Below are 23,199 nucleotides of genomic sequence, written 5' to 3'. Positions count from 1 at the left end.
TTATCAGTTATGCTTTTGTTCCCAGCTTATTTGCTAAAAAGCTAACATAAAACAGCTGAAAGCTATGATAAAGCATTATAGGCAGCAAAAACAATACCTTATTGTCATCAGGCACACCCAGTACCATCATAAACAAGCTACCGTGTACCAGTGATTTCTTAGAACCGCAAAAAGTAGTAGTGATTGTGTCCTCACGATTAAAGCTCAGTTTTGCGCAAACCCACTGTAGCAGGTAATACACAATAAAGAAAAGTCCTACCACAGCTATAGCTATCACAACAAACATTACCAAAGGCACACTACTAAAAACCTTATTCACAAAGGCTAACGAAAAACTCTCATACACAATCAGCAAAATAATAAGCCTGTCAAATTTGCCAATGAGCTTTCCATATTTAGCAATAAGTTTTTTGCAAAGAGGGTTTAACAGCAGCCCAAGCACAATAGGCAAAAGTACCTTTAGTAGCAACTGCTGTACAATTGCCATCTGGTCAACCTCATTACTACTACCCCCCTCCATAAAAGGACGCATCAGCAAAGGCGTAGCCAAGATACCTATAAGCCCCGAAACCGAAGCATTAAAAATTGCCGAAGGCACATTACCACGCGCTATCGAAACCATCACCACCGAAGACGACACCGTAGAAGGCAAGCAAGCCAAAAAGTAAATAGAAAGCCATAACACATATAAATCACTACCTTCAGCCAACTTGTAAAATGGTAATACCAACAAAGGAAATATCACAAAAGTAGCCACCTGTACCAATACGTGTAAGCGCCAATTTCTAATATCCTTTAGTACCTCAGTAAGGTTCAGTTTAAGCCCATACAGCAAGAAGATAATCACTATCCCCCAGTCTATAAAAGCCCCCAAATCAAAATAAGCATTGTAATCCTCACGATAAGGGATAAGCCAACCAAAAAAAACCATCAGTAGCAAAAGCCACAAAAAAGCATTTTTCATAGTATTTTAATCGTAGTATTCTTCTACTTTTTCATATACGAGTTCAGGCTCCCAACCTCTATACAATAAATAGTTAGCCAGTTTAGCCTTCGCTTTATATACATTGCGCTCATTTATGGCATTATATTTTTTTTCAGCTACAGCCTCAAACACCTCCATATATTCCTCCTCATCAATCTCCTCAAGCCCAGCTTCAATAATATAATCACTCAGTCCGTGTTGTTTTAGTCCTTGTGTAATTTTATAGCGCCCCCATTTTTTTATCCTAAACTTTCCGCGAGCATAACTTCGTGCAAATCGTTCTTCATTCAGGAAATTATGCGTGATAAGATGCACAATAATTTCATCAATAGCCAGCGGAATCATTCCCATCTCTCGCAACTTTTCCTTCACTTGCCTATGCGACCGCTCCTGATAAGCACAATAACGCTCTAAGCGCCGTTTTGCTTCTTCAACACTATATACCTTATGTTCTTTATCCATAAAATATTTAAGTACAAAAAGAAGCTACCTACAAAGATAGCTTCTTTCTGATAAACAATTTTTATATGAATACTTTCACCAAACCCTCTTAGAAGATTGAAGCTAAGTCTTTCTTGTATTTTGAAAGCAAAGCTCTTGTCATACCAAGGTTTGCCTTTGTAGAATCTACTACCAAGTAGATGAAGTAGCTACCATTTGATGAAATATCAATAACGTGGATTTGATCTGTAAGTGTAATGATAATATCCACAATTCTTTCTTTAGATGCAAGACCTAAAACTTGAAGCGCATTTTGTTTTGCTTTCACTACTTCGAGGTTGTAAGCTGAAGCAAGGTTAGGGTCAAAACTGTTATCTACGGAATCAGAACCATATGAAACGCCTGAACGTACTTCAGTAACTGAAACAGCTACGAATCCAGGAACGTTAGTACGCATATCCTGAATAAATTTGTCTAAAATATTTGTCATTATTTTATGTTTTTAAAAATTATATGAAGTGCTCCCTTTAAAAAAAAGAGAGGCATCGAGCGGATTTGAACCGCTGTATAAGGTTTTGCAGACCTCCGCCTAGCCCCTCGGCCACGATGCCTTATTTTTTATTTCGGGTGCAAAGATATAGCTTTTTTTCAAACTAACCAAATTTTTCCCACTTTTTTTTAGAAAACAGATTCTAAATCTCTTTTGTATTTAGATACAAAAGCTCTCGCTAAGCCTACGTTGGTCTTCGTAGCGTCCATTACCAAGTAGATAAAGTAACTACCATTCCCAGCCACATCTATCGCGTGAATTTGGTCGGTTAGGGTAATTACAATGTCTTGTATTCTTTCTTTTCCGCCCAACCCCAAGGCTTGAATTGCCATTTGTGCAGCTTTAATTACCTCAAGGTTGTAAGCCGATGCAAGGTTCGGATCAAAGTTAGGATCTGCAGAGTCTGCTGCATACGAAACTCCCGAACGAATTTCAGTAACTGATACCGCAATGTATCCAGGTACATTCGCCTTTACATCGTGAATAAATTTGTCTAATACATTTGTCATTATAATGCTCTTTTTTATGGGTTAATAATCGTTTTACTTTTAAAAGAGTATGGTTGTTATGCTCTTTTTTCTTTTATTTTCAATACTACCTCTGCTACATCTCCTCCTATAGGCGGATTTATCTTAGCAACCTTCAATGTCAGCCCCTTTACCTGATGATGCTCTGCAAACACCCGCTTCACAATTCTATCGGCTACCACCTCCAGCAATTGCGCTCGCACTGCCATTTCTTCAACTACAATCCTATTCAAGCTCACATAATCCACCGTATCCTCAAGTGCATCTGTGCTACGCGCCTTGCCCAAGTCCGCAGTAACTTTTAGGTCTACCCTATAATCACTGCCTATTTGTTCCTCTTCCACAAGGCAACCGTGGTTAGAACGCACTCTAATGTTCTTAAGTATAATCTGTTCCATTGTCAGCTTATCGTTGCGCACATTTACAGTTACTAACCCCTTGGAAAAGGTCAAGCCCCAAGGTAATTACGTGTGTACCAGAGTTGTATCCTACAAGTTCATTAAGTGTCAACTGATATGAGTAAGCAAAATAAAACAATCCCTTTTTAAGCCCCGCCATAGGCCCAATATTTAAAGGTTTGAAAATTTGATCGTTTAGAGAACGGTAGTTCACACCCACCCAATAATAATCCTCTATATCCATCCAACGGAATTTCAAGTTAAAGTCGGTAGTAGAACGACTATCACTTTCGTAAAGTTGATACAAAATAGAAGGCTCAATTTCAAATTTGCTGCGTTTGTCTTGTTTGTAACGGTAGCCCATAAATACCATATAGTTACGCAACGCTTTAGGCTCTTCTCTGTAAAAACGCTCAATATCTTTGTTTAAGATGTTCAAAGCCGAAATGTTTACAAACACACTTTTGTAACGATAAAGCATTGCAAGATCGAAGTTGTGATTCACTGTAAACCTGTCATTGGTAACCGCCTGATCTCGTATTGATGGATTAAATTTATCAATGTTTATCTGAAAAGTATTAAGTGCATACGAAATACCAAACGAAACAAAGTGATTATCATAACGGTCAAGTGTAAGGTGGTGAGCAAAACTCACTTTACCCCCTTTTTGGTAAGTATGCCCGTTGCGGTCATTGTAAAGTGTCATACCTGCTCCACTTCGTTCACCCAATCGCATATCTCCACCAATAGACTGATAATCAGGCGCACCTTTTATACCTACCCATTGCGTAATCCCTGAAAGACGAATACGCACAAAGTCCCCGATACCCGCATAAGTAGGAGCTATCAAAAATTCACTGTCAGCCAAATATTGATTTTGCTGTGGTAAGTTGAGTTCTTGTGCAAATGTTTTCGCTTCAAAAGCACACACTGCCAAAAGTAACAATACTATTCTTTTCATTGTTTGATAAAAAATTAACTTTAACTATTTGCTTGCTAATCACTGCCAATTGCCCTCCCTATACTCCTATATAGTATATAAACACAATCAGCAAAATTTTCAGCAAATATACTTCTTTTTTTTGTGTTGCTCTACTTTTTTAGCGAATAAATGCGCACATTTAACATATTTATATTTTCATTAACACTTTTAGTCCTCTATTTTATAGATGTTGTATTGTCAATATTTCTCCTATTATAAAAAGAATAATTTATATAAATAGGTTTAATGTTGAAAAATCATCAGTAATCCATTAAAATCATTGTTTTTTCTTTATAGATAAAATCAAGAGGTTTTAAGTGTAGATACTAAGTGCATTTTAACTTTTTGGAAAGCCAACATTGTCGCTTTTCTATAGATGTGAAAAAGTTCTATTTTTTAAATAAAACAAGATATTCACCATAGCCTTCTTTCTGCATATCCTCTTTAGGAATAAAACGCAATGAAGCACTATTGATGCAATAACGCAAGCCTCCCAGCTGTTTAGGACCATCGTCAAACACGTGCCCTAAGTGAGCATCACCCAGCTTGCTACGCACTTCAGTACGTGTCATATGGTATGATTTATCTTCTTTTTCCTCTATAAGCTTTTTGTCTATAGGTTTTGCAAAAGAAGGCCATCCACACCCCGACTGAAACTTGTCTAGCGAACTGAACAATGGCTCCCCTGTAGTAATATCCACATAAATACCCTCACGTTGCTCATCCCAATACTCGTTGGCAAAAGGCGTTTCGGTAGCATTCTGTTGGGTAACAGCATATTGCTCCTTGGTTAGTCGTGAGCGCAACTCTGCTTCCGTAGGTTTCTTGAATTTTATAGGCTCAGGGTTTGCCTTTCGCGCTACCTCAAACAACTTTGTAGGGATATGACAATACCCACGAGGATTCTTATCCAAATAATCCTGATGATATTCCTCTGCCTGATAAAAATTCTTTAACGGACTTACCTCTACTACTATAGGTTTTTTATAGTTTTTAGCCAATGCAGCTATGGCTTCATCTATGGTCGTTTTCACTCCTGCATCTGTATAGTAAATACCAGTGCGGTATTGGTCGCCCACATCATTGCCTTGTTTGTTTAGCGAAGTAGGATCTATAGTTTTGAAATAGAGCTCTAATAACAATTTCAAATCCACTACCTGCGGGTTATAAACTATTTTTACAGTTTCTGCAAATCCTGTATTTCCACTGCACACCTCTTCATACGAAGGAGCGTGTTGTAATGTGCCATTGGCATAGCCCACCTCAGTGCTTATCACACCGCGTATCTGTTTGAAAAAGTGCTCTGTACCCCAGAAGCACCCTCCTGCAAAATACAAATTAGCAGTCCCCGAATTGGTTTTTTCAGCCTCTTTTTCTGCATTTACCTCCGTAATCATTTGTTGGTTATTATTTTCCATAATTTCATTTGAAGGAACCGCCTCCGTTTTGTTTTTATTAGTTGTATGTTGGCAAGCGCAGCCCAACAATAATGCTGCAAACGTGATAGTTACTAAAAAAATTTTCATTGTATATGTATAATGTTAATGTTTAGTGAGGAGGGGGCACCTCACTCTTTACACCTCAAAAATAGTGCCTAACACGTTTTTTTGAAAAATATTTTTAAATAAATCTTACCAACTGCCAAAATTTATATAAAAACTCTGGGAGTAATTCTTTTTGATTAACGACCGATGACTAACGACTAACCACTATTCTTGTTGTTACTTCGTCGAATACTATTTCTTCACCCTCAGGCAGGCTATCTACAAAAGTGATGCTATCAGTAAGGGTTTCATTCTTGATATAGGCTTCGTTGGCTGTAACGGCTGCTTGTAGGGCAGGCTGCGCTTGCAGGCGTATCTGTATGCGGTCGGTGATGTCGTATTCGTTGTCCTTGCGGATATTCTGAATGCGGTTCACTAGCTCGCGAGCAATACCCTCTTGGCGCAGTTCGGGGGTGATGTGAATATCTAAAGCTACCAATAGGCTACCAGCTGTGGCTACCAACCAACCTTCTATATCCTGAGTGCTGATTTCAACATCGTCCAAACTCAAAGTAACTGTTTTGTCGGGCAGTTGTAGGGAATAAGTTTGTGCTTTTTCAAACTGTGCAATTTCCGCTTGTCCAAACTCTTGTACTGCAGCGGCAATGGCTTTCATATCCTTGCCAAATTTAGGACCTAAGGTCTTGAAGTTTGGCTTGATTTGTTTCACCAATATACCTGAGGCATCTTCCAAAAGCTCTATTTCCTTCACATTCACCTCGTGCTTGATGAGGCTTGCTACCGCTTCTATTTCAGCACGCTCGGTGTCGTTAGCTATCGGTATCATAATTTTTTGCAGCGGCTGACGCACCTTGATGCTTTCTTTCTTGCGCAACGATAGTACTAAAGACGAGATAGTCTGTGCTTTCTGCATCTTGCTTTCCAATGATTTATCGATGTAGCTTTCGTTAGCTACAGGGAAATCGGTGAGGTGTACACTCTCTTTGTTTTCTTTGCCGGTAACGCTTGCCAAATCTTTGTAGAGGCGGTCGGCATAGAAAGGTGCTACAGGTGCCATCAGTTTAGCAATGGTTATCAGGCAGGTGTAAAGCGTTTGGTAAGCTGCTATTTTATCAGCTTCGTATTCGCCTTTCCAGAAACGGCGGCGCGATAAGCGTACGTACCAGTTGCTGAGATTCTCCTGTACAAAATCCGAGATAGCACGGGTAGCACGGGTAGGCTCATAATCGGCATAGAGGGCATCAACTTCTTTGATGAGTGTGTTGAGTTCCGAAAGTATCCAGCGGTCTATTTCAGGGCGTTCAGCCAGTGGTATATCGGCTTCGGCATAAGTAAAGCTATCGGTATTGGCATAGAGCGCAAAGAATGAATAAGTGTTGTAGAGCGTACCGAAGAACTTACGGCGCACTTCGGCTACCCCTTCCAAGTCGAATTTGAGGTTATCCCAAGGGTTAGCGTTGGAAATCATATACCAGCGAGTGGCATCGGCGCCGTACTCGGCAATGGTAGTGAATGGGTCTACTGCATTGCCCAAGCGTTTGGACATTTTTTGTCCGTTCTTGTCAAGCACCAACCCATTAGATACTACGTTTTTATAAGCCACGCTATTGAATACCGAAGTAGCAATGGCGTGTAGCGTATAGAACCAACCGCGTGTTTGGTCTACCCCTTCGGCTATAAAGTCGGCTGGGTAGGCAGTATGGTTTTCTATATACTCTTTGTTTTCAAAAGGATAGTGCCATTGTGCATAAGGCATAGCTCCCGAGTCGAACCATACGTCTATCAGGTCGGTTTCGCGCTGCATTGGTTTGCCCGATGGCGATACGAGCACTATGTTATCAACGATATTTTTGTGCAAATCTACCTTGTTGTAATTGCTTTCGGAGTTGTCGCCCACTACAAAATCCTTATAAGGGTCGGCAGTCATTACGCCCGCTGCAATAGCTTTTTGTATTTCGGCTTTTAGCTCTTCTACCGAACCGATGCATATTTCCTCTTGCTTATCGGCAGTGCGCCAAATAGGTAGCGGGATACCCCAATAGCGCGAACGCGAAAGGTTCCAGTCGTTGGCATTTTTTAGCCAGTTGCCAAAACGCCCTTCGCCGGTAGCCTTAGGTTTCCAATTGATGGTTTCGTTGAGGGCAAACATACGCTCTTTGAAGTCGGTAACCTTTACAAACCACGAGTCGAGCGGGTAGTACAGCACCGGTTTATCGGTACGCCAGCAGTGCGGATAGCTGTGTACGTATTTTTCTACTTTGAAAGCCTTGTTTTCTTCTTTTAGGAGAATCGCCAAGCTCACATCCCACGATTTTTCAGGAGCTTGCCCTGCCTCGTAATACTCATTTTTGATGTATTTACCTGCAAAAAGCTCAGGGATATTATGCCCTGTGATAAATTTTCCTTGCAAATCTACTAGCGGAATAAGGTTGCCATCGGCATCTTTCACCAACATTGGAGGGATATCGTAGGCTTTGGCAGCACGGGCGTCATCAGCACCAAAAGTAGGGGCAATATGTACGATACCTGTACCATCATCGGTAGTAACAAAGTCGCCTGCAATCACGCGGAAAGCTTGGTCGGCATTTTCGGCAGGAGCGCACCAAGGAACGAGTTGCTCGTAGGTAGTACCTACAAGGTCAGCACCTTTGCATTCGCCTAATATTTGGTAAGGAATCGTCTTGCTTTCGGGAGTGTAAGCTGCAAAGGCTTCGGCAGCGCCCTCTACAAACTTCTTGCCGAATTGTTTTGCCAAAAGCGGTTTGCCGATGATGATAGTAATCGGCTCAAAAGTATATTGATTGAATGTTTTTACGAGTACATAGTCAATTTCTTTGCCTACCGCCAATGCCGTATTAGAAGGCAACGTCCAAGGGGTAGTTGTCCAAGCGAGGATATGGATAGGTTCGGTAGCGTTGCCGAATACTTTGCTTGCCGCTGCTGCTAATGCTTTCACTTTGAATTGTGCCACAATGGTAGTATCGCTCACATCGCGGTAGCAACCTGGTTGGTTCAGCTCGTGCGATGACAAGCCTGTCCCTGCCTTAGGCGAATAGGGCTGAATGGTGTAGCCTTTGTACAGCAACTGCTTGTTGTAGAGCTGTTTCAAAAGCCACCATACGCTTTCCATATATTTGGGTTTGTAGGTGATGTAAGGGTCGTCCATATCCACCCAGTAGCCTATTTTTTCGGTAAGGTCGTTCCAGATGTCGGTATAGCGCATCACGGCTTCCTTGCAGGCTTTGTTGTAGTCTTCTATACTTATTTTTTTGCCTATATCTTCTTTGGTGATGCCGAGTTCTTTCTCTACTCCCAATTCTACGGGCAATCCGTGGGTATCCCAACCTGCCTTGCGTTTTACTTGAAATCCTTTTTGAGTTTTGTAGCGGCAGAAAATATCTTTAATAGAGCGTGCCATCACGTGGTGAATACCAGGCACTCCGTTGGCAGACGGCGGTCCTTCAAAAAACACAAACGGAGCAGCGCCCTCACGAGCGGAGATACTCTGTTCAAAGATATTTGAGGCTTTCCAAAAAGCCAATATTTCCTCAGCTACCTTAGTAAGGTCTAATTGTTTGTACTCGTTGAATTTCATATATGGGTTATTTTTAGTCGTTATGACGTTAGTTTGGCGCAAAGGTAAGAACTAATTAGCAAATTAACAAATTAGTAAATTAGCAAATTAGTAAATTTGTGTTGCGCTGACTTTCCTTCGCTCAACCTTCGCTCATCCTTCGCTCATCCTTCGCTCAGGGATGGGGCGATGTAGATAGATATTTTGTGCGTTATTATAGCGAGCCAATTGCTTCTGTCAGGGCGGCTACTTGTGCGGGGGTGGTAGCCCACGAGGTTATCAGTCGTATAGCAGTGTGTTCCTCATCAATGGTTTTCCATCGGTAAAACTCAAACTTTTCTGCTAATATATCAATGCTTTTGTTGGGCAAAATAGGGAATAACTGATTGGTAGTGGTGTCGGCTAAAAAGGGGTATCCTGCTGCTGCCAGTGCTTCTTTGATGGTCTGCATACGCTCATTGGCATAGCGTGCTAATGTGTTGTATAGGTCGTTTTGAAAGAGCGTCAGGAACTGTAAGCCCAATAACCTTCCTTTGGCTAAGAGGGCGCCTTTTTGTTTCAGATGATATTCAAATCCTTCTTGTAGGGCAGGCTTGTTGATAACAATTGCCTCTCCTAATAAGCCGCCATTTTTGGTTGCCCCTATGTAGAAAACATCGGTGTATTGAGCAAGGTCTTCCCATTGTATATCATTGTCCTTGGCGTTGAGGGCTGCTCCCAGCCTTGCGCCGTCCATAAAGAGCAAAAGCTGATGGGCTTGGCAACAGGCATAGATAGCTTTTAGCTCGGCAAGGGTGTATATTGTGCCCACTTCGGTAGCATTGGTAATGTATACCAATCGCGGTTTTACCTGATGAGGAAAGTTGGTATAACAAGTGGCGTAATGAGCGATGTCTTCAGGGGTTATCTTGCCATTGATAGAGGGGGCGAGGTGTATTTTATGTCCTACAGCCTCAATGGCACCTGTTTCGCTGTCGGCAATATGGGCAGTATTGTCGGCAATAACGCTTTCGTAAGGGCGCAGTAGTGCCGCAATTACTAATAAATTGGCTTGTGTGCCGCCGCTTACAAAGTGTATTTTGGCATTAGGGTTCTTTATTTTTTCTCTGATAAGGGCTTTGGCTTCTAAAGAATAGTCATCAAGTCCGTAGCCTGCTTGCTGGGTGAGATTAGTTTTCATAAGTGCCTCTAAGATAGCAGGGTGAGCTCCTTCGGCATAATCGTTTTTGAATGATATTTTCATTGGTAGAGAAGTATGTTTGTTTTCGCTGCAAAAATACAAAACAATTAGCAATTGACAATCTTATGTTAATTGTTTTATGCATTATACTTTCCTCGTTTCCAGATTTCTATTGAATTGATAATGTTTTGCCATAGGATATAACAACCGGGACCTACCGTAGAAAGGGGATGCAGATAGGTGGCGGCTATCCAGATAGCAAAGGCGGTGTTCTTTTGTCCTAAGGCTTGTCCTGCCTCAATAGAAGTGCCGAAATATTTACCAATACGCCTGCCTATGGCGTACTGCAATAGGCATATTACTAAGCCTGAAAGTGCAATAAGTAGTAAAAAAAATATACTGCTTTCTGCGTGGAAGATGTTCTTGAGGGTAGTGCCTGTTACAATCATCAGCGAGCAGCCCCAAAGGTAGAAAGATAGGTCGGGGATGTGTATGAGCCATTGGTGAAAGCGGTGGAGTAGGGGAAGGCTCTTGGTGAGCAAGGCTAATAGCATTGGTACAACCAGCACTAAACATACTTTTTGCATTATCAGCACAAAAGCACTCCAGAAGGTTATTTGTGAGGCGGGTTCTATCAGCGGGAAGCATAGCGGAATAAGCAGGGCACAGAGCAGATTGGAAACAAAGGTGTAGGTGGTCATTTGCTCTAAATTACCACCGAGTTTGAGGGTTACTACGGCTGCCGCTGCGGCACACGGACTGATAATACAAGCTAATACACTTTCTAAAAGTATCAGTTCCTTACCTATGATGCCCCAAAGGAGAACAGCTCCTACGCCTATGCCTACTAATAGGCATTGCACTGCTACCATCCACCAGTGCCAAGGTACGATGGCTATTTTCCTGAAATCGACTTTACAAAAAGTTACGTAGAGAATGAGGAACATAAACAGCGGCAGTATGCTGTTGAATATGGGGGCAAACCATTGCGATGCCTCCTCTAAGGCGGGCACGTAATAAAACAGCAAATACGCCATCGCCCCTATGCCCATTGAGAGAGGGAGCGTCCAGCTTTTTATAAATTGGAAAAGTTTCATAGGCTGCTAATTAAACCATATATCATTTGTAATATTCCTCTGTTTTACGGGGCAAAAGTACAAATAATTAGGAAATTAGGAAATTAGCAAATTGGGAAGTGAATAAAAAAGCTATGCTAAGCAAAGTTTTTCATAATCAATTTATTTTATTACTTTTGTGCCAGATTTATGTGTAGTCTTACCAAGTTTTTCGGTTGTTTTAACTTGCCTGTAACTTGCCGGAGTACTCTTTTTTTATCTGTTGATATTGAATATATATCTGATTTTCATATATTTAACTTATGTAATTTAACTTGCCGGTAACTTGCCGGAGAAGATTTTTTAGCTAATGGAGAACTTAGATTTACTTATAAAAGAATTATGCAAACAACCTAATGAATCTGGTTGGGTTGAGTTTAAGTAACACCTATGATGAAAAACTTAGAAAGATTGGAAGATCTTGTAAATATGGCAAATCAGGGGCTTTTAAGGAAGTCAGAAAGTGGTAAGCAATGGTTTATTACCGAAAAAGGAGAGGAAGAATTTAAACAATAATATATAGAAATGGTCGTTTTTCGGTCGTTTTTCGGTCGTTTTAACTTGCCGGCAAATCATCACTATCTTTGCGTCCTTTCATAAAAGCATACAAAAAATGAAGAAAAGATTGCCAAACGCCAAGAAAAACAAATCAAAAAGAAATTGAAAAAACTCAACAAACGCATTGAGGAAATTAGGAAATTAGAGAATTAGGAAAATCCCCGTTTGCTACAAGCGAGGATTTAGTTGTGTTAATAAATTACTTCTGTAAGAACAAGAGGTGAAGTAGGTAAGAAGTTGTAAAATAATCTATAGATTTATGATTAGTTAGTGAAATTTATTACTATAATAGATTGTATTAAAATAAAAAAATGTATTTTTGCATTCTAAATTTTTAATCTATGAAAGTTTCAGTAAAGAAAGATGTACATAATGGAAATCAACCTATTAGAGTGTTAAAATATAATATTACAGGCAGACTTGTAGATAGGGATAAAGAATATATTGAGAAATTACTAATGAATTCTAAATTGGATGATAAAATAAAATATCGTGGAGAAAATCTATCTTTATCTGAACGACAAACTCCTTTTATTGATGAAAATGGAACTATTAGTATTCACGAAACATTCCTTTCCTATATTTGGATTATATGTTATTATTTTTTTGTATTGTATGAAGAAATATTAGTTATTCCAGATGCTATAAGAATGGGAAAAAAACCGAGAAAAGAACACAATAAAGAATTATGTGAAAGAGCAAAAGAACTATTTGATTATGGTATATCTTTAATTAAAACCTACTCTGATTGGGATAAAGAGTATTTTCCTAATCCTGAATATTATGATAAAAATGATGAAGAAGGATGGTATATTGAAAGAACAAATGATCTATTTGTAGAGGTTATGAATTTTATTCTATATCACGAAATAGCACACGCAGAATTAGAACATATTAAAAAACGAAAAGAAAACAATTTGACAGATGATGATGTAAAAGAGATAGAACTTGAAGCTGATAGGAAGGCTGCTGATAGAATACTTCTATCTAAAGAAAGTCAAGAAAAGACAGAGTTATCTATTGTAATAGGAGTTGCCTCCTTAATATTCTTTAAAAATAATCTTAGTGGAGGGAAATGGCATCCTGATATTAACATCCGTTTAAATAATATAATTAATGTATTTGAACCTAATAATGAACACCCTTTTTGGGCTATATTATGTTTAGTTCTTAAAAATTGGAGTAATCAGTTTAATCTTGGTTTAGATGAAAAAGGAAGTTATGACAATTATAAACAGCTTTATAATCATCTATTGTCACAAGTGAGTTAATTATTTAGTATTAGCATTCTTTTTCCTACTAATTCCTGTGTAATCTCTACTATTTCTACCTGCCGAGAAATAAAGTAATGATATTAATGTTCCTATAAGCACTATAAATAATAATATATTATTGTACCATAATATTCTTAAGCTACCATTATTAGAAAAAAAATCTATAACCCCCATAATTATTATCATATATATAAAACATTCTCCATTTTCTTGTATGTTTCTTTCTTTTATAAGAAATTTATATTCCTCATACATTACTTTATTATCTTCAATAACAGATCTTTCCCTCATCTCATATAATGACATTTTTCCTTTTTCATAATAATCGCTTTTTGGAGGAAAAATTAAATTTCTAATTAAAATTATGAACATACCTATAAAATAGCAAAACATAAAACAAATTATAAATATAAGTATATTTATAATGTTAATTGATGTCCCAATAGTTTTGGTTATAGGATTATCTAAATACCATAAACTTAAAATATCTGCGATAAGAAATGCATAGCAAAATATCAATAATAAATAATATAAATATGATATGTTATCTAATGACTGTTTAATAATTCCTACAATGTTATTCATCATCTATAAAATAGTTTATTGATTTATGATTGCAAAGATACGATTTTAGAGTAAAATCATATATAACTTTTAATATTATTTTTTGAGAATAAGAAAAATAATATTTTTATTTAAGTACTATAATTTTAAATATATTTCATTTATGTGTATACTTTCATTCTTTATAAAACTTTCTAAAAAACTCCCATAACAACCCATTGCCCGCGAGAAAATGGTGTATTTATAAATATTTTAGGCTTTTTCCTACGGGAAAAAGCCTAAAATATTCGTTTTTCTATCTTTTTTCAAAATGCCAAAGGTTGCCTAAGTGATAAGTTAGCCTTTGGGAAAAATGCCACAAGTCCATAAAGTGTTTTTGTAAGATTTTTTCACTTGAAAAATACCTAAAACACCCCTTGCGTTGCTGTTTTTCGCTGTGCCGTTACCTAAAAAAGCATTTGTGCTATGCGTGGCGCAAGGAAAAACGCTTTTCTTTATTCTCTGTTGTTCATCGTCCAGCAGTCGGTGATTTTCCCGTCTTTAATTTTTAGAAAATCAGTACCTACTTTCACTGCTTTTTTATCTCCTAAGGTAGCGGTTACGCGCCGCTTCCTTCTTCAAAACATTCACTTCATTAATACCTATATGAAAACTATATAAAGGATATCAAGGAGCAAAACGATTCTGCTAATTCGTCAAAAGTTTGTGCAGTTGAGCGTTGAATGAGGGTAGTGAAAGAAAGGATGCCTTTTATATAGATGTTATTAGCTGAGAGAAAGTGATTTTGAGAGTTTTTCACTCTTTTTGTAATATCTTCTTAGAAACACAAATTATAAAAAAGGAATGGATTTATTCTTGAATATTTGTTATTTCTTGAATTATACTCATAAGCATTTTCTTTCTTTGATGTATAAAGTTTTCAAAGTTACTAAAATCAAGACTTATATTTTCAGGTATAATGTGTTCTTTAAGATTGATATTGTTATCTTTTACCCATTTTGATAAATCATCATCATTTTTAGATTTATTAACCCCTCCTTGTAATAATTGAAGGTTAAGAATAGAATTCCAATTTTCTTTATTAGTGTAAAAAATATATTTTTCTTCACTTTCAATTTTTTCTTTGCTTAGTTTTTCAAATTTACTCTTTGGATGTAGATGGTCTTGGTGATATGCAACAGTATCATAGTTAAAGTGTGAATATAGTAAAGCAAGAATAGTATAACAATTAGGAGACTCTTTTTGAGTTTTTAATAAATCATCAATTGCTTCAGTACTTAAAGATAAGCTTTTAGCATCATTAGTAGAAAATTCTTCCTTAATTTCTTTAAAAGGGAATTTTTTCAGAGAAAGATTAGTTTTTAATACTTTTCTTATACTAGAAAGCACACTATCAGAATGACCTCCAAAAACTCCTTTTAATAAAGATATACAAAGCCATTTTCTTATTGTTTTCTTATCATCTTTGTATTTATGTTCTTCAAGAATTTCATTTTCTAAATTATGATAGTAGATATAGTAAATAATGGGTATTACAGCATTCTTTGCTCTTAAATTTGCATCATTAAATCCCCATTTTTTTAGTAATTCAAATGATACTTCAATACATTTTCTTATACGTCCCCAATTTTCATCAAATTTTTCTACACTATCTGAATCAAAATTAGCTACTTGGAATTTTATATTATCATTGAATAATACTAAACAACATTTGAGAATAAAATCATCTGATATAATAAAATTATAGCTATAGATAGTATCTCTAAGTGATCTAAATTCTTCTCTTGTATCCCTATTCCAGTTGGCTGTAGTTATAGACATAAGAAGATTTGAAAAGCTTAAGGGTTCTCCTCCACTATTTGTTCTTATAAAAATATCTAATACAGTGTCTATATCTTGATTTTCTTCCTGATAATAATTAATTAATTTATCTTTAAATATCACTTCTCTAAGTTTGCGTAAAGTCTTCTTTGCAAAAGATTTATCTTTCCAAGAATGCTCATTCATATAGTCTTCAAGTTTATCTTGATCTTTATACAAATAAATGTCATTAACAAGAAAAAGGTCTTTTTCATTTTTCAATTTTTCAAAATCATCTAATGAAAGAAACTTAAAGTCATAATTCATTTGTTTTTCATCATCTAATGAGGGAGCTGAAAGATTTAAGTATAATTTTCTTGTGGGCATACAATCTGGATCGTCTTTCCATCTTTTTCTAGGCATTTTATAAGCATACGTGCCCTTTAAACCAAGGTATAAAGAGGTAAGTCTTTGTTGCCCATCAATAATTGCCATAAAATCTGGATATCCTTTTGTGTTTATATAAGGGTTTTCTTCTTTAAAAAAAGCTTTATATTCTTTTAAAAATTCATAGAATTTATAACTATTTTTTGTTTTTTCTGATGTGACGTTCCATAGCATAAATGAATTTATAGGATAATCCCTCATTATACTATCAAAAAGTACTTCTATTTGCTCAGTTGTCCATACAAACTTTCTTTGTATAGCGGGTAATAAAAATTTTCTTTGCTCTATATTTATAATGGCATCACTTATTGTAATAGGATATTTAAACCCACTTTGTGTAGTTTGTTCATTTTCCATATATTTAATAATTAAATTTTTAATCTTATAATATACCAATATTCAATAATATCTTTCTAGATGATTTTTTTGCAAAGGTAATGAATAATTAGCAAATTAAAAAAATCCCCGCTGATAGATTTTTCTTTCAGCGGGGATTTGTTTCTAATGTTTTTTTATAAACTCGGTAATTTCAGCGGCGGTTTTGGTTCGGGCTTCTTCGGTGGAGAAGGTGTGGTCTACTTGGGGGAGAAGTATTAATCGACTATTTTTATACCCTTGGTGGTAACGCTCGCCATAGGTGTAGGGGACTATCACATCCCAAGTGCCGTGAATAACGAGTACTGCGCCTTTATACTCTTTAGCGGTTTCGTAAATGGGAAGCGTTTGTGCTGTTACAACATAGTCCCGTCCCATACGAATTCCTCTGGGGAGGTCTACATATTCAGGAATATGATGAGGGTCGTAAGTAGCGCCTTGTGTGCTGCCGCGCAGGGCATCATCGCGCAAAACAGCCGCAGGGGCACAAAGAGCCACACTCTTGATGCTTTTCTTCAGCTCACCGGCTACCATCGAGGCTACTACACCTCCCTGAGAATGCCCTACGATACTGATGCCGCTCACCCAAGGGAGTTTCTGAGCATAATCTATCACCTTTTTGGCGTCTTCAATTTCGTTGAGTACGGTCATATCTTGAAAACGTCCTTCGCTTTTGCCACAGCCGTTGAAATCAAAACGGATGCTCGCGATACCCGCCTCTTGCAGCCTGTCGGCGATAGTGCGCAATAGGGGACGGTCTTTATCGCCACCAAAACCGTGACAGATAATCACCATTCGCGCCTTTTTGCCTTTCTCGATTTTAGGCATTTGCAGGGTGGCTGCTAATTTACCTTTAGCCCCTTGTAGGGTAAGGTCTTCTGTTTGCTGTGCTTTTACTGAATGTATCAATGCCATACATACTAATACTAAAGTTATAAAATTCTTTTTCATAAAGTGGTATTTAAGCTTTATTTTCAAAGCAAAAATACAACTAATTTCCAAATTTGCTAATTTGCTAATTTGCTAATTACCTCATACGCTCTGCCAATAGGAATTTCGGTCTCACCAATGTAAATAAATTGGTGGGTGTACGAACTGATGTGCTGTACATTCACCACGCAACTTTTATTGATGCGTACAAATAACGCAGCGGGCAGCTGGCTATGAATGTTCTTCAGGTTAATCCACGTAATGTATTTATCGGTAAAAGTGTGGATAATCACATAGTCCTTCAGTGCCTCTATATACAATATATCGCTATGAGCGATGCGGTAATTGCGTCTGTTAGCGCGAATACTAATACATTGTGTGTCAGTACACTCAAAGTCCGTTTTTTGCTGAGTGAGCAGTTGGTGGTAACTTTCGGCTTTGGCAACCGCTTTTTTAAAGCGCTCGGGGGCAATGGGCTTTACCAATAGGAAAGTTTTGATTCTCCATCTTTACAAAAGTACCGCTAAGAGCCACGCCCCAAACGGTAGCACGCTTATAGGGGTCTTCTTCAGCGGGTGCTTGTATCCATAGGGGTACCATTGCGCCTACCGAATAAATAGTAGCCGAACCATCGCCCGTATTCGTATCGGCTACGGCATCGTAGAACTTAGAATTGCCTATATACTCCGAGCCTGTCCGAAAAGTTTTAAAAGGCTGATTATCAGTAATGAATAAAAAAGAGGCTATCTTTTATCGGATAGCCTCTTATTATTTGGTGTTTTACCACAAATTTTGTATCTTTGTGGCTCCTAAAAAAACACTATGACAAAAATATCATTTAAATCTGAACCTGACAAATTTTTAACACTTTTTCCCGAAAATATTTTTGATAAAATAGATAAGAACCATCCTGCTAAACTAGTTGAAATGGTTGTTAATCAATTAGATATAAAAGATATACTTCAAAAATATAAGGGGGGAGGATGTTCTGCGTATCATCCTCGTACGATGATAAAAATAATCTTTTATAGCTACCTTTCTAATATTTATTCTTGCCGTAAAATGGCTCTCGCAGTTAAAGAGAATCTTCCTCTTATGTATTTGGCAGGTGGTACAACTCCTGATTTTAGAACTATTAATGATTTTAGAGGCAAAACTCTGAAAGATTCTCTGCAAAAACTTTTTGCTGAAATTGTAAAACTCTTAGTAAAAGAAGGTTATCTTAGCCTTGATATTCAGTATATTGATGGTACAAAAATAGAGTCAGCTGCCAATAAATATACTTTTGTGTGGAGAGGTTCTGTAGAGAAGTACAAGGAAAGGTTAGAAGCAAAAATTAATAAAGTACTTTCTGATATAGAAGATAGTATACAATCTGATAATCAAGAAATTAACAAAAAGGAACTTCCTAAAGAAATTAATGCAGAAGCACTTAAAGAGCAATTATCCCAAATCAATAAAAGGCTAAAAGAACCTACTAAAAAACAAGAAAGAGAGTTACAAAAGCTTCAAAATGAATATCTTCCAAAGTTAGAACAATACGAAAAAAGTTTAGAGATAATGGGAGATAGGAACTCTTATAGTAAAACAGATACTGATGCTACTTTTATGCGAATGAAAGATGATCATATGAAAAATGGTCAGTTAAAGCCAGCTTATAATGCTCAAATATCTACTGAAAATCAGTTCATTACTCACGTTAGCATCCATCAAACGCCAAGTGATACTACTACATTAGAAAGTCATCTAAATGGGTTTGAAAAGAATTATCAGAAACAAAGCAAAGAAGTTTGTGCTGATGCAGGGTATGGCAGTGAAGAAAACTACGAAATACTTGAAAGAAAAGGTGTTAAGGGATATATAAAGTTCAGTTTTTTTCATATAGAACAGAAAAAGAAGCAAAAAGAAGACCCATTTTTAGTTCAAAATATGTACTATAACCTAAAAGAGGATTATTATGTATGTCCAATGGGGCAAAAACTACGAAATGTAGGGAAGGGGAAGCGAATATCGAGTAATGGATATAAATCAGAAATTGCTTATTACCAGGCACAAAGATGTGAGGGGTGTCCGCTTAGAGGTTTATGTCATAAATCAAAAGGCAACCGAAGAATAGAGGTTAATTATCGATTAAATCAGTTAAAATCACGAGCGAGAGCATTATTAACCAGTGAAAGAGGTCAGTATCATCGTAGAAAGCGTCCGATAGAAGTTGAAGCAGTATTTGGACAGCTAAAAAGTGATAATAAGTTTAATCGGTTCACACATAGAGGTAAGGAAAAAGTAGAAATGGAATTTTTACTAATGTCAATTGGTCATAATTTTAGAAAATTATTGTCTAATAGGAAGAAGACCGCCCAATTGGAAGCAAAAACTAATAAAAACACACTAAAATCTTCTCAAAATACAACTTTTTTATTTTCTTACCTTTTACAAGCTGCTTAAGAATCCAAAATCTTGAATATTTTAGAAAATATAAAATAAAATCTTAAAAAAGAAGGCTGTCTTTAAAAGTTTAAACAAAACTTTTCGGACAGCCTCACTCACCACAATCAATAGAGCTATAAGGGTTATTGTATTTTTCACTGTAATGAAGATTTTAGTATTACAGAGGCAAAGGTAGTGCAAAAGGAATTACAAAGGGTAAAAAGTAGTTTTTTCTATACCAAAAACAAGTTTTGCTATACTAAATGTTGTTCTATGATAGTTCTCAGTTCTACAAGATCGAGGTATTTTGTGTAATCAAAATATTTCTTGGCGTATTTATAGTAGTTATCAATGGGAAAGTTAGGCAATTCTTTAGTGAGAGCTTTAGCAAAATCTTTTCCTTGGTAATACACTAAAAACTTCAGTTCATCAAAGAATGATTCTGCCTCAAATAGGGTTAAGAAGTCTTGCAAAGTAGCTTCAAAAATTTCTTTCGTCCATTGTTGTTGACTTTTATGAAGTTCTTTTTCAATCAGTTGCCAAGCATTAGTTTTGCAGGTATTTAAATCTAATACATTAGGTAAGGTGCCACTCCCTACTACCCAAGTAGTATCAAAACTATTAGCAAAACGCATTTTTCCTAAAGTATGTCTTACGGCTTGGTAGTATTGTAATTCTTTAGCAACCTTTATAAAAAGTGCTTTTACAGTGTCTTCAGTATTAAGTCCGTAGTTGTTTTTTTGTTCCTGAAGAAAATGGAAAAAGGTACTCACATCCAACAGATAGTTTTCAATGGTAGTGCGATAGCTGTAATAAGTTTTTCTATCAATAATAAGTTTTTCATCTTTAGGAATGGGTTTATCAAAATCTCTATCTCTAAAGAGAAGATAGAAATCGGAACGCACATTGCCATTTTTCTCTTGGTATTCCATAATAGCATTGGCACCATATTTACCACCAATGGGTTTGATAGTGATGTTGAGGTAACCATCGATTACTTTTTCAAGAATATCAAAGTCGTGGCTACCTCTTTTTCCTTCGCAGTATAGGTTGATAATTTTCATTAGTTAAGCTTAATAATTTGGTTCTCCTCAAACATAGTGGTAACATAATCAGAATGCGAGGTGAGTATAAATTGGTTATTGTGTCCTAATTTAGGCAAAGCACGTATAAAAGCCTGTTGCAGAGGGGCGTGCAGGTGCAATTCTATTTCATCAATAATAATGATAGAATTGTTGATGTTATATCGTGCGAAATCCATTAGAATAGGAAAGATAGCACGCTCACCAGCCGACATTTCAGAGAGTTCATAATCGTTCTTGCCATCGTTTAAAAAGAAATCAGGGGCAGTAGTCTTTTCATAAATATCAAAACGAGGGGTAGAACCTACGAATTTTCTGTCGGTAAAAACAATGCTATATAATTCTGATATTTTTTTGTAAAAATCAAATTCCCCAGCTTTTAGCTCTCGTCCTCTTTCAAGGGCGATGTGAAAACTATAAGCACTGGCTAAAAATGAGCGTATAGCGTCTAATTGAGAGGTTTCACCTTCAAACATATTGTTCACGCTATAGGAAGTGCGCTGCTCGGTATACCAATAGATATTACCAACTTTTTCAAACAATTTGCTTTTATCAGCTTCAAAGGCTGTAAGCTGTTTTGCGTACTGATAGCCTGAAAGTTGATAGGAATCTTTAGGGTTTTTAGTGAAAGGCTTTCCGTTTTCATAGTCAAAGAAAACTTTGATTTCTTTATTTTTGTTAGGAATAACTAACTTTTTTTCCAGTTCTTTAAGCCTTTCAGCATAAAGAATAGTTTCATTGAGTTCCTCTTCAGAAAAATGAATAGTTGCCTCTATTTTTAAAGGCATACGTCCTCCACTTTGTATAAACCTATATTCAAAGCCACTCCAATCAATATTTTCTACACTAAAGTTATTACGTGTAAGGGGGGCTATCATCATTACAATAGCCTGTAGCAGTGAACTTTTTCCAGTGCCATTATTCCCTACAATCAGGGTCATATCATTTATATCACCATTTTTGTGAAAAGATATTTTTTTATCTGCAAAGCGTTTGTAATTGTGAAGTGTTATCTCTTTTATTCTCATATTTTCTATATTCAGCTTATAGACTAGGCAAAGGTACAAAAAATATTCTTTTTTCCCCTTCCTATTTCCAATAATTTTTCAAGAGTAGTTTGCAGTACCTTATTTAGTTTGAGGTGCCACTGATATTGATAATCTACAACAGGGTCATTTTCATCATCTAAATTTCTCCCTACTGTTTGTATATAGATAATACCATTTTCTACATAATAATCTCCCATTGTATAACACTTCGTTGGTTCTGGAAAACGTTCTGTAAATTGATTCCTATATTTATTATAGTCTATCAATATCATTCTATTGAAATTTCCAATACTAAAACTAAGTTTTTTTTCTTCCAAAATAATTTCAAAATTCTCATCAATAGAGTTTTTTACTATTTTGGTTTCATTCTTTAGCTTTTGCACCAGCAGCGCCAAATCTATAGCTCCTTCCATAGTGGAGCAGTCCATTTTATATAAGGTTTTCCCTACTTGATAGGAGAAAATATCACCTTCTATAGTTGGATTTTCAATAGGTACTAAAGTTTCATCGCTATAAGGGGTCTTGTCGAGCATAATCTCCCCTTTTAGCAAACGAAAAATCTCTCCACCAAAATTGATATCCAACCAACCTGCTGATGGAGTATATTTTAATCGTATAACACTTGCTTTTTTTCTTATGGTTCTCATTGTAGTTTTATTTAAAATGGGAATACAGCTTTAAGTTTACCCTGCTGGCGTGAGCTTGTAGCTCGTGCCTTATCAATGAGGATTACAACAACACATCTGGAACATTACCCTTTTTCTAATCTAATTGATATGGGTATAAAAGAATTGATAAGTATTCTCTTTTTTCTACAGCCGAAAGCTCATTATAATAATCTTCCTTTTCTAATCTCTTCTCTATGCTATCTAAAAGCTCTTTTTGTCTTTGTTTACTTTGATATAGAGGAATAGGATATTCTTTTAAATTTTTTTTAAATATTGAATTGATAAAAGGACTGCCCTTAAATATATTTGCTTCTTCATCTTCGCAAGTAAATTTTATATAATGAAGTAGTTTAAGTAAAGCATTCATTTCTTCAAATGTTAATAAAAATTCAATTTCTTTCATATTATTAGAATATTTAGTGATATCTTTTCAATTTTTGTTGCTCCCCTGCTGCCGCGAGCTTGTAGCTCGTGCCCAACCATTAGAGTCGTGTACATAACCATAGAGAGCCATTCCTCCTAATAACCCAATAGGGTCTTGGGAGATATAGCTACCAGTTTCAGGAGAGTAATACCTAAAGCCATTGTAAGCAAGCCCTATTTCTATATCATAATATTGTCTTTGATATAAGAAATAACAAAAGTCTTTATCTCCTTTTAGTTTTCTTTATAACAAAATCTCTTTTTTCTTCTCTTTATTTATATCTGTATAGTATATTAATTTACTACTATACATACAATCTATATAAATTAGACTTTCTATTTTGC

General features: G+C 36.5%; 19 protein-coding genes, 1 tRNA gene and 3 pseudogenes. 2 read left to right on the top strand and 21 right to left on the bottom strand.

Annotated elements, in window-relative coordinates:
• Positions 1-7: 7 nt before the first annotated feature.
• From J4N46_RS04415 to J4N46_RS04365, 11 genes are all read right to left on the bottom strand, one after another.
• Entirely contained in the window at positions 8-964 is a 957-nt protein-coding gene (locus tag J4N46_RS04415; RefSeq protein ID WP_208058308.1) for a bile acid:sodium symporter family protein, read from the bottom strand.
• A gap of 6 nt (positions 965-970) precedes the next feature.
• A complete protein-coding gene (locus tag J4N46_RS04410) occupies positions 971-1,447 on the bottom strand; it encodes a regulatory protein RecX (RefSeq protein ID WP_009416247.1) in 477 nt (158 codons plus the stop codon).
• An 88-nt stretch (positions 1,448-1,535) separates the two neighbouring features.
• Positions 1,536-1,916, bottom strand: coding sequence for a hypothetical protein (locus J4N46_RS04405; protein WP_009416246.1), 381 nt, complete (start codon positions 1,914-1,916; stop codon positions 1,536-1,538).
• A 50-nt stretch (positions 1,917-1,966) separates the two neighbouring features.
• A tRNA-Cys gene (locus J4N46_RS04400) sits at positions 1,967-2,037 on the bottom strand.
• 67 nt (positions 2,038-2,104) lie between these two features.
• On the bottom strand, positions 2,105-2,485 hold the full coding sequence (locus J4N46_RS04395) for a hypothetical protein (RefSeq protein WP_208058307.1): 381 nt from the start codon (positions 2,483-2,485) through the stop codon (positions 2,105-2,107).
• Positions 2,486-2,541: 56 nt separating this feature from the next.
• Positions 2,542-2,901 carry a dihydroneopterin aldolase gene (gene folB, locus J4N46_RS04390; RefSeq protein ID WP_208058306.1) on the bottom strand — a complete coding sequence of 120 codons (360 nt, stop codon included), beginning with the start codon at positions 2,899-2,901 and terminating at the stop codon, positions 2,542-2,544.
• 7 nt (positions 2,902-2,908) lie between these two features.
• Positions 2,909-3,862 carry a PorP/SprF family type IX secretion system membrane protein gene (locus tag J4N46_RS04385; protein WP_208058305.1) on the bottom strand — a complete coding sequence of 318 codons (954 nt, stop codon included), beginning with the start codon at positions 3,860-3,862 and terminating at the stop codon, positions 2,909-2,911.
• Between the two features lie 410 nt (positions 3,863-4,272).
• Entirely contained in the window at positions 4,273-5,409 is a 1,137-nt protein-coding gene (msrB, locus tag J4N46_RS04380; protein ID WP_208058304.1) for a peptide-methionine (R)-S-oxide reductase MsrB, read from the bottom strand.
• Between the two features lie 169 nt (positions 5,410-5,578).
• On the bottom strand, positions 5,579-8,983 hold the full coding sequence (ileS, locus tag J4N46_RS04375) for an isoleucine--tRNA ligase (RefSeq protein WP_208058303.1): 3,405 nt from the start codon (positions 8,981-8,983) through the stop codon (positions 5,579-5,581).
• Positions 8,984-9,176: 193 nt separating this feature from the next.
• Positions 9,177-10,205: a threonine aldolase family protein gene (locus J4N46_RS04370; protein ID WP_208058302.1), complete on the bottom strand. Its 1,029-nt coding sequence runs from the start codon at positions 10,203-10,205 to the stop codon at positions 9,177-9,179.
• Between the two features lie 74 nt (positions 10,206-10,279).
• A complete protein-coding gene (locus tag J4N46_RS04365; RefSeq protein ID WP_208058301.1) occupies positions 10,280-11,239 on the bottom strand; it encodes a transporter in 960 nt (319 codons plus the stop codon).
• A gap of 917 nt (positions 11,240-12,156) precedes the next feature.
• Between J4N46_RS04365 and J4N46_RS04360 the strand changes: the two genes are divergently transcribed.
• Positions 12,157-13,086 carry a phage exclusion protein Lit family protein gene (locus tag J4N46_RS04360; RefSeq protein ID WP_208058300.1) on the top strand — a complete coding sequence of 310 codons (930 nt, stop codon included), beginning with the start codon at positions 12,157-12,159 and terminating at the stop codon, positions 13,084-13,086.
• Here J4N46_RS04360 and J4N46_RS04355 read toward each other — a convergent pair whose 3' ends face one another.
• The 5 genes and pseudogenes from J4N46_RS04355 to J4N46_RS04335 all read right to left on the bottom strand — a co-directional run.
• Entirely contained in the window at positions 13,087-13,677 is a 591-nt protein-coding gene (locus J4N46_RS04355; protein ID WP_208058299.1) for a hypothetical protein, read from the bottom strand.
• A gap of 825 nt (positions 13,678-14,502) precedes the next feature.
• Positions 14,503-16,257 carry a DUF262 domain-containing protein gene (locus J4N46_RS04350; protein WP_208058298.1) on the bottom strand — a complete coding sequence of 585 codons (1,755 nt, stop codon included), beginning with the start codon at positions 16,255-16,257 and terminating at the stop codon, positions 14,503-14,505.
• A gap of 144 nt (positions 16,258-16,401) precedes the next feature.
• On the bottom strand, positions 16,402-17,226 hold the full coding sequence (locus tag J4N46_RS04345) for an alpha/beta hydrolase (protein WP_208058297.1): 825 nt from the start codon (positions 17,224-17,226) through the stop codon (positions 16,402-16,404).
• A gap of 56 nt (positions 17,227-17,282) precedes the next feature.
• Positions 17,283-17,690, bottom strand: a pseudogene (locus tag J4N46_RS04340) (LytR/AlgR family response regulator transcription factor); the annotation flags it as partial.
• Positions 17,683-17,895, bottom strand: a pseudogene (locus J4N46_RS04335) (DUF6268 family outer membrane beta-barrel protein); the annotation flags it as partial. The pseudogenes J4N46_RS04335 and J4N46_RS04340, both read right to left, overlap by 8 nt.
• Before the next feature lie 132 nt (positions 17,896-18,027).
• On the opposite strand from J4N46_RS04335, the gene J4N46_RS04330 reads away from it, so the two are divergent.
• Positions 18,028-19,650: an IS1182 family transposase gene (locus tag J4N46_RS04330; protein ID WP_208058144.1), complete on the top strand. Its 1,623-nt coding sequence runs from the start codon at positions 18,028-18,030 to the stop codon at positions 19,648-19,650.
• Positions 19,651-19,886: 236 nt separating this feature from the next.
• Here J4N46_RS04330 and J4N46_RS04325 read toward each other — a convergent pair whose 3' ends face one another.
• The 5 genes and pseudogenes from J4N46_RS04325 to J4N46_RS04305 all read right to left on the bottom strand — a co-directional run.
• On the bottom strand, positions 19,887-20,696 hold the full coding sequence (locus tag J4N46_RS04325) for a hypothetical protein (protein WP_208058296.1): 810 nt from the start codon (positions 20,694-20,696) through the stop codon (positions 19,887-19,889).
• Positions 20,696-21,742, bottom strand: coding sequence for an AAA family ATPase (locus tag J4N46_RS04320; protein ID WP_208058295.1), 1,047 nt, complete (start codon positions 21,740-21,742; stop codon positions 20,696-20,698). Before J4N46_RS04320 ends, J4N46_RS04325 begins: the two co-directional genes overlap by 1 nt.
• 23 nt (positions 21,743-21,765) lie before the next feature.
• A complete protein-coding gene (locus J4N46_RS04315; protein ID WP_208058294.1) occupies positions 21,766-22,410 on the bottom strand; it encodes a hypothetical protein in 645 nt (214 codons plus the stop codon).
• A 115-nt stretch (positions 22,411-22,525) separates the two neighbouring features.
• Positions 22,526-22,834 (bottom strand): hypothetical protein, encoded by a 309-nt coding sequence (locus J4N46_RS04310; RefSeq protein ID WP_208058293.1) that lies wholly within the window; start codon positions 22,832-22,834, stop codon positions 22,526-22,528.
• Positions 22,835-22,861: 27 nt separating this feature from the next.
• Positions 22,862-23,053 (bottom strand): annotated as a pseudogene (locus tag J4N46_RS04305) (RHS repeat-associated core domain-containing protein); the annotation flags it as partial.
• Positions 23,054-23,199 lie beyond the last annotated feature (146 nt).

Source organism: Capnocytophaga bilenii, assembly GCF_017565765.1.
GTDB lineage: Bacteria > Bacteroidota > Bacteroidia > Flavobacteriales > Flavobacteriaceae > Capnocytophaga > Capnocytophaga bilenii.
This window is presented reverse-complemented; position numbering and strand designations above follow the sequence as displayed.